The sequence below is a fragment of the Cryobacterium sp. TMS1-20-1 genome (genome assembly GCF_004402355.1).
Taxonomy (GTDB): Bacteria; Actinomycetota; Actinomycetes; order Actinomycetales; family Microbacteriaceae; genus Cryobacterium; species Cryobacterium levicorallinum.
Genome location: NZ_SOGF01000018.1, coordinates 169380 through 182862, shown reverse-complemented (window position 1 = coordinate 182862; position 13483 = coordinate 169380). Strand labels below are relative to the sequence as shown.

Below are 13483 nucleotides of genomic sequence, written 5' to 3'. Positions count from 1 at the left end.
CCCCTCAGGCCCGCGGCCTGGGTGGCTGCGGCTTCTGGAATGCCAGCTCCCCGCCAACGCGCCCGCCAAACGGCCGGCCGTGGTCGGCGAATTCCTCCCGAAAGTAGCCCATGCGCCACGGGCCCATTTCGAGCCGCGACCCGGTGCGCAGAATCTGGCTGTTCCCGGTGCTTCCCTCGGCCGGCCGAGAGCTGCTCGCGACGTCACCCATCGCAAACAGAACGTACTCATCGTTGTCATCGTGGCGAATTTCGGCGTGCAGCGGTTTCAACCCGGGCAATTGCAGGTCGGCATCCGCGGACGAGCCGATCGTCGTCACGCCCGGCAGTAGATCGAATTCCCGGGGCATCTGCCCGTTCCAGTTCTCCGAGCCCACGACGAAGATGAGGCGGGGTCGCCCGCTCCCCGGCGTGTAGTGCGTTGTGGTGATCTTTCGCCGGCGGTGTCGATCAAAGGTCGGTGCGAGCGGAAACACCGTCGATGGTGGCAGCGGAATGGCAACGGGCATGCGTGCACGCCCGCGCATTCGTGCCTGCACGAGCGGCCCGAGGGCGTTTCGGGACCCGAGCACGATGTGCGGTGACCGCGTCAACAGTCGTTGCGAAACGGATGCCTGCACGTCGCCGATACGCGCAATCAGCCCGATCGGGCCCGTGATGGAGACGGTCAGACCGCGGGAGGCCAATTCGGCAGCCAGCGCGCGCAGCGGTTCCAGATTGAGCGCACGCCCCTGCACGAACATTTCCGGGTTGCTCGTGAAGACGGTGATCTCCGTGCCGTTGGCGGTCACCGTGCCCTGCATGGCATCCGCTGACCCAAAGGAATCGCCGAACTCTGCTCCGGTCGAATCCGCACCGGAGGAAGCTTTCGACGCACCGACCGCACCCGTCGGTTCGACCAGGGAAAAGGCGAGATCGATGTGCAGACTCACCGGGGAGCCAGCCAGTGTTGAGCTCGCCGAGGAGCTCACGATCAGCCCCGAAACGGATCGGAGCCGAGCGACTTCTCGTCGCTCGTGGTTACCCGCAGGGTGCCGTTGAGCTTCCAGACGGCCCGGGGAGCATCGGGGCCGATGTCACGGGGAACTTCGACGACCATATCGATGAAACTGTAGTTGATGGCCGCACCCTTACCGGTGAGGTACGACCACATTTCCTGGCCGAGATCCGCCCAGTCCTTGATGGTGTGCTCCTCGGATTCAGGGGTGCTCTCAACGTTGCCCAGGTAAGTCTGTCGTTCAGTCACGGTAGGTTCCTTTTCGCTCGCACAGATGGTGGTGCAGGTACCGGCAGTGCGCCGGTCTCGCGCGGGCACAGCGTCCGCGAGATTTATCTAGCGTAGTTACCTAGTTGCGTGCGGTAAAGGATTGTCCCCAAACGGGGAACGGGTATTATTCGGCGTCGAGATCCGTCTCCAGAATCTTGACCAGGGAATCGAGAGCCTCGTCGGCGCCTTCGCCGTCGGCACGCAGCACGACGGTATCGCCGTTGGAGGCGCCGAGACTCATAATGGAGAGGATGCTCGACGCGTCCATGGCATCCTCGGCCGGCTCGCCGGCCATGGCGATGGTGACCTCGAGGGGCAGCTCACCGACCGCGGCGACAAAGATTCCGGCAGGGCGGGCGTGCAGGCCGACGCGGCTTGCGATGACAGCGGTTCGTTCAGACATGGGGTCCTCCAAGGTAAGCAGTGTTGACAAAGAGTGAGGGCAGATTACAAACCCAGCGTATTAAGTATGGGAAGTTTCTCGCGAACGATTCGACGGGCATCCGTTGCTGAATGTGATTTGAGGGCCAGGGCGGCCAGTTGCTGCGCCTCGGGCAGCGTCACGCTCGCGAGCACGGCGGCGACGGCGGAGAGGGCCCGTGCGGTCATGGACAGCGTCGAGACGCCGAGTCCGACCAGCACCACCGCGAGTGCGGGGTCGGCGGCAGCTTCACCGCAGACCCCAACCGGCTTGTCGTTGCCCTCGTCGCGCGAACCGGCCACGGTCAGGCGGATCAATTGCAGCACTGCTGGCTGCCACGGCGTGTTGAGGGCCGCGAGTGAGCCGAGCTGGCGGTCGGCGGCCATGGCGTACTGGGTCAGGTCGTTAGTGCCGAGGCTGACGAAGTCGACGTGTTCGAGAATGCTCGCGGCGGTGAGCGCGGCCGAGGGGACCTCGACCATGACGCCGGGTGTCGTGAGCCCCGCCGCGGCGCAGAGGCCGGCGAAATGTTCGGCTTCCTCGGCGGTGGAGATCATCGGCGCCATCACCCAGACCTGCGCCTCGGTGCCGTCGGCTGCCTGCGCGATGGCCTGGAGCTGACGCTCGAGCACTCCGGGGGAGGTGAAATCGGTGCGGTAGCCGCGCACGCCGAGGGCGGGATTCGGCTCGGAGGCATCGGTCAAAAACGGCAGCGGTTTGTCGGCGCCGGCGTCGAGGGTGCGCACGACGACCTTCTTGCCGGGGAACGCGTCGAACACGCCGCGGTAGGCCTCGACCTGTTCGGCGATGGTGGGTTCGGTGTCACGTTCCAAGAAGCAGAATTCGGTGCGCAGCAGGCCGACGCCCTGGGCACCGGCGGCTGCGGCTTTGACCGCATCCTTGGCGCCGCCGACGTTGGAGAGCAGCGGAACCAGGTGGCCGTCTTTGAGGCGCCCGGTGCCGTCGAACACGGCCAGGGCGGCGGTGGTGGTCGCCCAGGCCTTGGCCAGGTCGATCTCGTCGGCGCCGGGGTCGACCAGAATCGTTCCGGCCGCGCCGTCCACGAAGACGGTGGTGCCGTCGGTCAGGCCTTCGACGCCGACAGCGGCGACCACGGCCGGCAGCCCAAGGGCGCGGGCGATGATGGCCGTGTGCGACTGGGGTCCGCCGCTCGAGGTGACGAGGGCGAGAACCTTCGCCGGGTCGAGAGTGGCGGTGTCGGCCGGCGCAAGATCCTCGCCGACGAGAACGAACGGCGTGTCCGAGTACGGGATTCCGGGGGCCGGAACGCCGCGTAGTTCGGCCACGATCCGGCCGCGCACATCGAGCACGTCGGTCGCCCGCTCGGCCATGTAACCGCCGAGGTTGTGCAGCATTTCGGCCACCGAGGCGGCCGCATCCCAGATCGCCCGTTCCGGTGAGGAACCGTTGGTGATGAGCTTGACGGCCGCCTTGACCAGCATCGGGTCGTTCGCCATCAGCGCCGTCGCCTCCAGCACCTCCCGGCCGGCGCCCGAAGCGCCGACCGAGCGAGCTGTGAGACTGGATTGCACGGCCTTTGCTGCGACCCGCAGGGTAGCGGATGCCTCTTCCGGCGTGGTCCCCTCGGCCAGGCGTTCGCCCGCAGCGGGTTCACGCACGGGCTGGGGCATCAACAGGATGGAGCCGACGATACGGCCGGGGCTGACACCGACTCCGGTGAAGGTGCGGCCGGTTTCGGCCTGGTTGGTACTGGCCTTGCCTGAAAGCGTCTGCACGATCGTCCTCAATTCCTTGAACCCCAGCCTGCGGCTGGCGTCACTGTACTGCGTGGCATTCTTCGCGGGGAGTTCCCGCACGGGGTACTTTCCGGGTCAGGCGTTGACCGGGGCGGCGTCCACGACTGCGGGCTTGCGCACCGCGTAACGCTTGAGCCCGACCACGGCGAACGCTGATACCACAGTACCGATCGCAATGGCGAGCACGAACAGCAGGAAGTTGTCGATGGCGAAGAAGACGAACATTCCACCGTGCGGTGCCTTGCTCGTGATGTTCCAGGCCATGGACAGCCCGCCGGTGACCGCTGCGCCGAGCATGGCGGCCGGAATTACCCGGAACACGTCGGCAGCGGCGAACGGAATGGCGCCTTCGGAGATGAACGAGGCACCCAGCAGCCAGGCCGCCTTGCCGTTCTCACGCTCAGACAGGCTGAACAGCTTCTTGTCGATCACGGTGGCGAGGGCCATTGCGAGCGGCGGAACCATGCCGGCGGCCATGACTGCGGCCATGATCTGCCACGGTGCCTGGTTGGCGAGGCTCGCCGCGCCGAGGCCGGCGACGGCGAACGAGTAGGCGACCTTGTTGACCGGACCGCCAAGGTCGAATGCCATCATGAGACCGAGAATGACACCGAGAATCACAGCGGATGCCCCGGTCATGCCGTTCAGCCAATTGCTGAGTCCCACGGTGAGCAGCGCGATCGGACCGCCGAGCACGAGGAACATCAACCCGGACGCGACGATCGATGCGATCAGCGGAATGATCACGACGGGCATCAGGCTGCGCAGCCAGCGCGGAACGCTGATCCTGGCAATACTCACGGCGACGACACCAGCGAGCAGTCCGCCGACTATGCCCCCGAGGAAGCCAGCACCCATGAAGCCGGCGACGGCGCCTGCGACGAAGCCGGGCGCGATACCGGGACGGTCGGCGATGGCGAAGGCGATATAGCCGGCCAGTGCGGGAACGAGGAAGCCCATCGACAGGGCGCCGATCTTGAAGAAGACCGCCCCGAGGTAGATGAGCATGCCGCCGTCGGGCAGGTTGAACAGGCTGTTGTTGATCACGACGTCATCGGCGACCTCCGTGATCTCGTAGCCGCCGAGCAGAAAGCCGAGGGCGATCAGCAGGCCTCCGCCGGCGACGAACGGAATCATGTAGCTGACACCGGTGAGCAGCGCGCGCTTGAGTTTCTGGCCCAGGTGCTCGCTCTTCTCGTCCGATGCGCCGCCGAGGTCGACGGTGCCGCTGACGCGACGGGCGTTCGGGTTGAGTGCGGCCGCGAGGGCTTCCTCGATCAGTCGGCCAGGTTCGTCGATGCCGCGCTTGACCGGGGCATTGATGACGGGCTTGCCGGCAAAACGTTCGCGGCCGCGCACGTCGACGTCGACGGCGAAGATGACGGCGTCGGCGGCAGCGATGACTGCCGGGTCGAGCGGGGTGACGCCAGCCGAACCCTGGGTTTCCACCTGCAGGTCGACGCCGACGGCCTTGGCAGCGGCCACGAGCGAGTCGGCGGCCATGTAGGTGTGCGCGATGCCGGTCGGGCAGGCGGTGACGGCGACGATGCGCCCCCTGCTGGTTGACTCGGCGCCGGACTGAGCCGGACCGGTGCCGGCGTTTGCGTTCTCGGCGGCACCGGCCGCGTGGGCGCCAGCTGCAACCGGAACCGGGGCGACGACGTTGCCCACGAGATCGACGATCTGCTGCGCGGTCGACGCGTCCCGAAGGGCCGCGGTGAAGTCCTTCTTCATGAGCGACCGGGCGAGCTTGGCCAGAATCTTCAGGTGTTCCTGATCGGCGCCTTCCGGGGCCGCGATGAGAAAGACCAGGTCGGCGGGGCCGTCCTTCGACCCGAAATCGACCGGGGTCGACAGACGGGCCAGCGCGAGCGTGGGCTCCAACACGGCCGACGAACGGCAGTGCGGAATGGCGAGGCCACCCGGAATGCCGGTGGCGGTCTTCGCTTCGCGAGCGAGGGCATCCGCGTACAACGCCTCGATCTCGGTGGCGCGACCTGACTGGACGACGAGCTCGGCCAGGCGCCGAATGACGTCCTTCGGCTCGCTGCCGAGATGGGTGTCCAGAGCAACGAGCTCCGGGGTAATCAGTGCACTCACTGGTCATCCTCCTTTGGATGTGCGGCCAGGACCGGCCGGGGGACCGATTCTGGGGCAAGGTCCGTCACGGTGACGGCGCTGGGGTTGGTTTGGTGCAGGGCGGGAACAGTGGAACCGGGTAGGGAGGCTGCGGCGGCGCCGTGGGCGGCGGCCTGGCGCAGGCGGTCGGGGGCGCTCGCGCCGAGGTTGCTTTGGAGCAGGTAACCGGCCAGGGCCGAGTCGCCGGCACCGACGGTGCTCACGGCGATCATCGGCGGCGTGGTCGCGAGCCAGCTGCCCTCGGCAGTGACGAGGACGGCGCCCTTCGCTCCGAGGGTGGCCAGTACGGCACCGACACCGCCTGCGATGAGCACGCGCGCCGCGTCGACGACAAGGTCGGGGTTTGCCTCGAGTGTGTCGCCGTCGAACAGGCCGCTCAACTCCGCGAGTTCCTCACCGTTGGGTTTGAGCAGATCGGGGTGGGCCAGCGCCGCTTTCGCCAGTGGGCCACCCGACGAATCCACGGCCACTTTCGGTGCCGCCGAGCCGAGGCGTTCGCGCAGCTCGCGGATGATGCGGGCGTAGAAATCGTCGGGCACGCCGGGCGGCACGGACCCGGCCAGCACCAGCCAGCTGGCGCCGGCCGACTGCTCGAGCACCAGGTCGACGAGGGCGTTTTGCTGGGCCGGGCTCAGTTCCGGTCCGGGTTCGTTGAGCTTGGTGGTCGTGCCGTCGGGTTCGGTGATCGCCACGTTGCTGCGCAGCGGTTTGCCGATGTGCAGGCCGAGGTGCGGAATGCCGTGGCTGGTCAGGGCGAGCAGCACCGGGTCGTCGGCGTCGCCGGGGAGGATGGCCAGGCTCGAGATGCCACTCGCTTCGAGGGCGCGGCAGATGTTGACGCCCTTGCCGCCGGGTTCGCCGTGGGCGGCGACGGCGCGTTGCACTTCGCCGCGGGCGAGCGGGCCGGCCAGCTCGATGGTGCGGTCGAGGCTCGGGTTGGGGGTCAGCGTGACGATCATGCGATCACCACGTCGACATCGGCAGCGGCCAGTGCTGCGGCAAGATCGGCGGATGGCGTGGCATCCGTTATCAAGGTGTCGATCGCTGCGAGGGCGGCGAAGGAGACCAGGGTCTCCTGGTCGAGCTTGCTGGAATCGGCGAGAACGACGACGCGCCGGGCTGCCCGGACGATCGCGGATTTGACCGCTGCTTCGACCGAGTCCGGGGTGCTGAGGCCGAAGCTCGCACTGATGCCGTTGGTGCCGATGAAGGCGATGTCGGGGCGCAGCGCGGCGAGCTGGGCGACGGTTCCGGCACCGACGATCGCGCTGGTCAGCCCGCGCACCCGACCGCCGAGAATGTGCAGGTTGATGGCGTCGTTGCGGGAGAGTTTGGCGGCGATCGGAACGGCGTTGGTGATCACGAGCAGCTGGTCGCCGGCGACGGCGGGGGTCCAAGCGGCGAGGCGCTCGGCGAGGCGTTCGGTGGTGCTGCCGGAATCGAGCAAGATCGAGCCGGTTCGACTCGCGGGAATCATGCGCAGGGCGGCATCGGCAATGCGGGACTTCTCGTCGAGGCGTTGGGTCTGACGCTCGTCGAGGCTCGGCTCTGACAGGCTTAGGCGATCGATCGCGACGGCACCGCCGTGCACTCGGCGCAACTGGCGGGCGGCCTCGAGGGTGTCGAGGTCACGGCGCACGGTTTCGGCGGTGATGGTGAAACGCGCGGCGAGGTCGGTCACGGTGACCCGTCCCTCGGTTGCCACGAGTGCGGCGATCAAGAGTTGACGTTCTTCGGCGAACACGAATTGCCTCCTCGACGATGAGTGACACAGGTCACAAGAAGTTGGTTTCATTGACTTTAGCTGTGTTTATTTTTGTTTGTCAAGAAAAAACAAGATAAACAAAGAAATTGCCTCATTCGGGTGGAACGGATGCTGTCGGTCGGCCGTGTCGGTGGCCGACGGTAGCGTGAATGTTATGAAGATTCTGCACACCTCGGACTGGCACATCGGGCGCACCTTCCACACCCATTCGACCCTCGAACACCTGACGGTCGTGCTCGACGCCGTCGTTGCGGCGGTGCGCGAGCGAGGCGTCGACGTGGTCGTCGTGGCGGGCGACGTGTTTGACTCCGCCATGCCCTCGAAAGAGAGCTACGCGCTGCTGACGCGCGTCTTGCGGCGTCTGAAGGAGGCCGGGGCATCCGTTGTCATGACCAGCGGAAACCACGACTCGGCCACCCGTCTGGGCTTTCAGGCCGAGTGGGCGGCGCTGGCCGGCATTCACGTGGTCACCCGGCCCGAGCAGTACCTCGAACCGATCACCATCAGTGATGAGCACGGGCCGGTGTACTTCTACGGCATTCCGTTTCTGGAGCCCGTACTCATCCGACACCTGCATCCCGGCGAGCTGCTGAAAACGCACGAGCAGGTCCTGGATTTCGCCATGACGCAGATTCGGGCCGACCGATCACTGCGCCGACTTACTGCGGGCGGCGGGCGCAGCGTGGTGCTCTCGCACTGCTTCGCCGCCGGAGTGACTCCGGCCACGGCGGCGAGCGATGTGGAGCGCGACATTACCGCCGGCGGCCTCGACGTCGTTCCGCTGAGCGTCTTCGACGGCTGTGACTACGTCGCGCTGGGGCACATCCACGGCCGGGCCACCCTCACCGACCGCGTACGCTATTCCGGGTCGCCACTGCACTACTCCTTCTCTGAGGTGGGCAAACCGCGGGGAGCCTGGCTGGTCGAACTGGATGCCTCCGGCCTCGGGCGGGTCGAGTGGGTCGACCTGCCGGTGCCGCGCCGACTGGCCGTGCTCACCGGCGAGCTCGCCGATCTGCTCGAAAATTCCAGCTACGCCGACAACGAGGGCGACTGGGTGAAGGCCATCCTCACCGATCAGGTGCGGCCGCTCGACGCCATGCGTGCGCTGCAGGGCCGGTTTGCGCACGCGGTGGCGCTCGAGCATCGCCCGGCGATTCGGGTCGACCCCGGCGATAACAGCTACGCCGAGCGCATTCGCGCGGCGACGAGTGACCCCGAGATCGTGGCCGGCTTCCTCTCTTTCGTGCGCAACGGCGTCGGCCCGAGTGAATTTGAGAGTGCGCTCGTCGCCGAACTACTCACCGAGCAGTCCACCCGGGCGGTGAATTCGTGAAGATACTGCGGTTGCGGCTCGCCGGGTTCGGCCCGTATAAAGACGAGCAGCTCGTGGACTTCGAGCGCTTCGACAGTGACGGCATCTTTCTGATCTCCGGCAAGACCGGGGCCGGCAAATCGAGCATTCTCGACGCCATTTGTTTCGCCCTCTACAACCAGGTTCCGCGCTTCGATGGCAGCGAACTCAAGCTCCGCAGCGACCACTGCGAGGCTGGCGACCCGACCTTCGTCGAACTCGACTTCAGCGTCAACCAGTCCCGATATCGGCTGCGCCGCAGCCCGGCGTACGAACGACCCAAGAAGAATCAAGTCGGGGTCACCACGGCCGCGCCGACTGCCGTGCTGCAGGTTCTGGACGACGCCGACGGTTCCGATAGTGGCGGCTGGCGCGGCATAGCAGCCAAGCCCGGTGCCGTCGGGCACGAGCTTGACACCATTCTGCCGCTGAAGGTCGACCAGTTTCTGCAGGTGATTCTGCTCGCGCAGAATCGATTCCAACGATTCCTGCTCGCCAAGACCGAGGAGCGCCGCGCTGTCCTGCGCACCCTGTTCAACACCGGCCGCTTCGAACAGCTCGAGGCCGCGCTGATTCTGCGCCGCAAGGGATTGGACGAGCAGCTGGCGACGAGCCAGCGCGACCTCGAGCAAGACCAGACCGCTGCCGCACAGCTGCTCCGCGACGAGGGGCCGCTCGCCGCACCAACCGCTGGGTGGTTTGCCACCGCCCAGCACGACCTCGCCGGACAACTTGATGCTGCGACCATTGAGCAGGCGCGCACCGTGGCCGAACTGACCGCCGCGACCGACCGGCACCAGTCCCTGCTGCAGACCGAGCAGCGTCAGCTGCGTCGATTCGCTGCCGCCAGTGCTCTGGCCGCACTCGACTCCCGGCAGGACGACATCGTGCGGGAGCGCTCCGATCTGCAAAACGCCGCGCGTGCGGCCCGAGTCTGGCCGCAGGTTCGGGCGCGCCACGAGGCCGCCAGTGCACTCGCGGCGGCCGAGAGCGCCCTGGCCGCCGCACAGGCGCAGCGCGCGGGCGATCGCCCGGCCGAGACTGCGGGTGCGGGTGCGGGTGCTGGAGCTGCGGGTCGTTCGCGATCGGATGTGGCTTCCCCGGAAACGCTCGGGCAGCTTCAGCTGGTCATTGACGGGCTGCTCGGCCGCCTTGGTGCGCTCGAAGATGCCCTCGCCGACGAGCTCGCCCTCCCCGAGCTCGACAACGAGATCGCGGAGCTACTGATCGAACAGCTGGAAGGCACTCGCGCGCTCGATGCTGCCCGTGCCCAGGCCGATGCTTTGCCCGAACAAATCGAGGCAATCACCGCGGAGCACTCCGCGGCACAGCTCGCGGCTGCTCGTCAGCCCGACACGATGATTGCCCTCGACCGCGCCACCCTGACCCTGGAGGCCGCGCAGACTGTCACGCGGCTTAGTAGTGTCCTGCTCACCGCGCAGCAGGCCGAGTTGACCGCGAGCGGCGACAACGCCGACGCGGCCGCGCACTACGAGAGCGTGCTCGCTCGTCGCTTCTCGGGATTCGCCGCTGAGCTCGCCACCCGGCTGGTCACCGGGGACGCCTGCGCGGTGTGCGGGTCAACGGCACACCCCCAGCCGGCCCTCGGCCACGATGATCCGGTCACCACCCACGATCTGAACACCGCGCGCAGCACGGTCACCGACCGGCAGGGTCAGCTCCTCGTCGCCCAGAACGCGGTGCAATCGGTCGATCTGCGTCTGGCTGAAGCCCGCGCCCTCACCAGCGGCCGCGACGCGGCCACGATCACTGCCGAGCACGACGCAGCAACCGCGGCGCACCGGCTGGCCGATCGGGCCACCGCGACTCTGCCCGATTTGCACGCCCGGCTCGCTCAACTGCAGTCCACGATGACCCGGGCGGCCACGAGCGTCGACCAACTACGCGGCCAACGCGATCAGGCCAGCACCGCTCATGCCTTCAAGGTCAGCCAGAGGGAGGCCATCTTCGGCCGGCTTGCCGCGCAACGCGGCGAGTTCGACAGTGTGCGCGGCCAGGCCACTCACCTGCACGACGAACTGACCCAGGCCCGCACCCTCGCCACCGCACTGAGTGTGGTCGATGAGTGCGGCGCAGCCGAAGACGCCGCGCAGAGCCGCCTCGCCGTGCAATTGGCTGAGGAAGCCTTTACCGATGAAGCAGCAGCACTCGCCGCGCGGCTCGACCAGCCCGAGATTGAGCGACGCACGAGAGCTCTGCGGGTGCATGATGACGGTCTGGCGGCAGCCCGCGCGACCCTGGCCCAGCCCGACCTCGCCGATTTACCCACCGAGCCCGTCGACGTATTACCGGCCGCGGCTGCCGCTGCCGCTGCGAGCACGGCTCGTGATGCCGCGTTGACCTGGCAGAGTTCGCTGGTCGATCGCACCGGGACCCTCTCGGCGATCGTGCGCCGGGTTGGATCGCTGTTCGCGGCATCCGCTCAGTTGCACGAGATGCAGCAGCAGGTGCGTCAGCTGGCCGACGTCGTGCACGGCGACGAACCCAACACCAAACGCATGCGACTGGAGAATTACGTGCTGGCCGCGCAGCTCGAGGAGATCGTGGCGGCCGCCAACATTCGGCTGCGCACCATGACGAGCGGCCGCTACACCCTTGAACACGATGACTCCCTGGCTTTCGGCGGGGCACGGTCGGGCCTGGGGCTCGCCATCCGCGACGAATACACCGGACGGGCCCGTCCAACGCACTCGCTGTCGGGCGGTGAGACATTTCTCGCCTCTCTGGCCCTCGCTCTGGGGCTCGCCGAGGTCGTGACCGGGCAGGCCGGCGGCGTAACTCTCGATACCCTCTTCGTCGATGAGGGCTTCGGCTCCCTCGACGGTGAAACCCTCGAGACGGCCATGAGTACGCTCGATTCCCTGCGTGCCGGGGGCCGCACCATCGGGCTGATCAGTCACGTCGATTCCATGAAGGAGCAGATCCCTGCAACTCTTCGCATCGTGGTGACCGATCGGGGCTTTAGCGAAATTGAGGGCGGTGACGCCACGGGGTGACCGGCGCCGCCGGACGTGCCAATCGCTCGGGGTTGTCTTCAGGTATTGCCGATCTGGGGTGGCCCTGTCACCATCGGAGCGTTGCCGCAATGATGCGAGCCGCATTAGGGAGCCCGAATGAAAAAGATCCTCTATATCGACCTCGACAACACACTCGTCAACGTGCAATCGGGAATCGACCGCCTGACCAACGCGGAATACAGCCGCTACGAAAAAAGACTCGATGAGGTGCCGGGCGTTTTCGCCCGGATGGAACCGATCAGCGGCGCGATAGAGGCCTTTCGTACCCTGGCGAAATCCTTTGACACCTATATTTTGTCGATGGCGCCGTGGGGCAACGCGAGTGCCTGGCAGCACAAGCTGGAGTGGGTACAGGAACATTTAGGAGCGGATGCGACCGGTCCGGCCTACAAGCGGCTGATCCTCTCGCACCACAAGCATTTGAATCGCGGAGACTTTCTGGTCGACGATGGCATGGCCGTCGGCGCTGACCGGTTCGAGGGGGAGCTGATCAAGTTTCTGACACCGAAGTTTCCGGACTGGCACATGGTCACGCGCTATCTGCTGGAGCGGGCCGAAACGCCGCTTTGTTCGGAGCCGCGCGCCAAGCGGGAATCCCGGTCGCTGCGCTCGAGTGATCTGCAGACCGTGGTGTCCTCGGCTCGGTGATTTTTCCCGGCGGAACAGTCAGCCACTAGGTGTTTTGGTGCTTGAGCAGGTGCCCCCGGCGTTGTATATTCATGCTGTCTAGATCAGTCCGATCGCCCTGCCGGCCGGACTGATCTTTCTGTGTGCGGTGGGATTTCACGGTGCGATCTGTCTGCGACCAGCGCCTGAACTCACCGTCACCAACCCTGAGAGACCTCTGTGGGTGCGGAGTATACATCTTCTGAAAGTCCTGACTAGGGGTTTACCCACATGTAAATCTGGGGTAATCTCATTTTTCAGACGGGCAATGTCCTGCCGGGGTGTTTTACCCTCGCGAGTCAATGCCACCAGATGATTGGGTGACGACATGGTGGAACTGAAGTCGGATTTCGTTCCGATGGGCGAAGTGAGCGCCGATGAGCGCTCCAGAATGGCTTTTGGCAAGGCCGGCGTGCACCGTGATGATCGGTATGCCGTTGCGGTGAATGCCGAGGGTGAAATTCTTCTGACGCCGCTCGTGTCCATTCCCCGCCGGGAACTTCTGGTCTGGGATGACGAGGGAATTCGTGCCGCTCTGGTGCGTGGCCTCGAGCACAGTTCCAAGGACGAAACGAGTGAGGGCGGTGACTTCACGCGGTACGCCGAGGAAGACCACCCGCTCGAGGACGAGAACGCCTCCGCCGAGCCCCGGTCATGAGCTTTACGCTCCTTCTTACTCGGGAAGCGGCATCCGGACTCTCCATGCTGGAAGCGAAACCGCAACTGGTCGGCCGACTCAAGCGCGTGCGAACCGCGCTCGGTCGGCTGCAGCTGAACCCCGAAGATCCGGCCCTGCGCTCGCACAAATATGTGTCGCTCGCGGGCAAGAAGGGCGAGGCCGTCTGGGACTCCTACATTGAGCACCGCACGCCCACGGCCGGTCGCATCTACTGGCATTACGGACCAGGACTCGACCGCATCACCGTCGTGATCATCACGCCGCACCCGTAGCGCCCGCCCGCGCCCTGCGGTAACGAACCGGCGTAGCGGCTACCCGTTTCGGGCGCGGTCGTGCGGGTAGCGGATGCCGCGGCAGCTGCTCGGGCCGTTCGGACC

Annotated in this window: 12 protein-coding genes; 5 read left to right on the top strand and 7 right to left on the bottom strand. The window is 66.4% G+C overall.

The annotated features are described in order from the left end of the window. Positions 1–4: 4 nt before the first annotated feature. The 7 genes from E3O45_RS03355 to E3O45_RS03325 form a co-directional block, all read right to left on the bottom strand. Positions 5–970, bottom strand: a complete 966-nt coding sequence (locus E3O45_RS03355) for an FHA domain-containing protein (protein ID WP_241985197.1) — start codon at positions 968–970, stop codon at positions 5–7. A gap of 2 nt (positions 971–972) precedes the next feature. After that, entirely contained in the window at positions 973–1224 is a 252-nt protein-coding gene (locus E3O45_RS03350; protein ID WP_092451375.1) for a hypothetical protein, read from the bottom strand. 166 nt (positions 1225–1390) lie between these two features. Then, positions 1391–1669, bottom strand: coding sequence for an HPr family phosphocarrier protein (locus tag E3O45_RS03345; RefSeq protein ID WP_092451256.1), 279 nt, complete (start codon positions 1667–1669; stop codon positions 1391–1393). Positions 1670–1713: 44 nt separating this feature from the next. Continuing rightward, positions 1714–3444 (bottom strand): phosphoenolpyruvate--protein phosphotransferase, encoded by a 1731-nt coding sequence (ptsP, locus tag E3O45_RS03340; protein ID WP_134441703.1) that lies wholly within the window; start codon positions 3442–3444, stop codon positions 1714–1716. 96 nt (positions 3445–3540) lie between these two features. Continuing rightward, positions 3541–5565: a fructose-specific PTS transporter subunit EIIC gene (locus E3O45_RS03335; protein WP_134441701.1), complete on the bottom strand. Its 2025-nt coding sequence runs from the start codon at positions 5563–5565 to the stop codon at positions 3541–3543. Further along, positions 5562–6563: a 1-phosphofructokinase family hexose kinase gene (locus E3O45_RS03330; protein ID WP_134441698.1), complete on the bottom strand. Its 1002-nt coding sequence runs from the start codon at positions 6561–6563 to the stop codon at positions 5562–5564. The genes E3O45_RS03335 and E3O45_RS03330 overlap by 4 nt, the downstream gene beginning before the upstream one ends. Then, positions 6560–7348, bottom strand: coding sequence for a DeoR/GlpR family DNA-binding transcription regulator (locus tag E3O45_RS03325; protein WP_134441696.1), 789 nt, complete (start codon positions 7346–7348; stop codon positions 6560–6562). The genes E3O45_RS03330 and E3O45_RS03325 overlap by 4 nt, the downstream gene beginning before the upstream one ends. A 175-nt stretch (positions 7349–7523) precedes the next feature. Here E3O45_RS03325 and E3O45_RS03320 point away from each other — a divergent pair, with 175 nt between their 5' ends. From E3O45_RS03320 to E3O45_RS03300, 5 genes are all read left to right on the top strand, one after another. Next, positions 7524–8705, top strand: a complete 1182-nt coding sequence (locus E3O45_RS03320) for an exonuclease SbcCD subunit D (protein WP_134441694.1) — start codon at positions 7524–7526, stop codon at positions 8703–8705. Next, positions 8702–11740, top strand: coding sequence for an AAA family ATPase (locus E3O45_RS03315; RefSeq protein WP_134441692.1), 3039 nt, complete (start codon positions 8702–8704; stop codon positions 11738–11740). The genes E3O45_RS03320 and E3O45_RS03315 overlap by 4 nt, the downstream gene beginning before the upstream one ends. 117 nt (positions 11741–11857) lie before the next feature. Further along, positions 11858–12409 carry a hypothetical protein gene (locus E3O45_RS03310; RefSeq protein ID WP_134441690.1) on the top strand — a complete coding sequence of 184 codons (552 nt, stop codon included), beginning with the start codon at positions 11858–11860 and terminating at the stop codon, positions 12407–12409. A gap of 346 nt (positions 12410–12755) precedes the next feature. Further along, positions 12756–13085 carry a hypothetical protein gene (locus E3O45_RS03305; RefSeq protein WP_092451242.1) on the top strand — a complete coding sequence of 110 codons (330 nt, stop codon included), beginning with the start codon at positions 12756–12758 and terminating at the stop codon, positions 13083–13085. Then, positions 13082–13378 (top strand): hypothetical protein, encoded by a 297-nt coding sequence (locus E3O45_RS03300; protein WP_134441689.1) that lies wholly within the window; start codon positions 13082–13084, stop codon positions 13376–13378. The genes E3O45_RS03305 and E3O45_RS03300 overlap by 4 nt, the downstream gene beginning before the upstream one ends. Positions 13379–13483 lie beyond the last annotated feature (105 nt).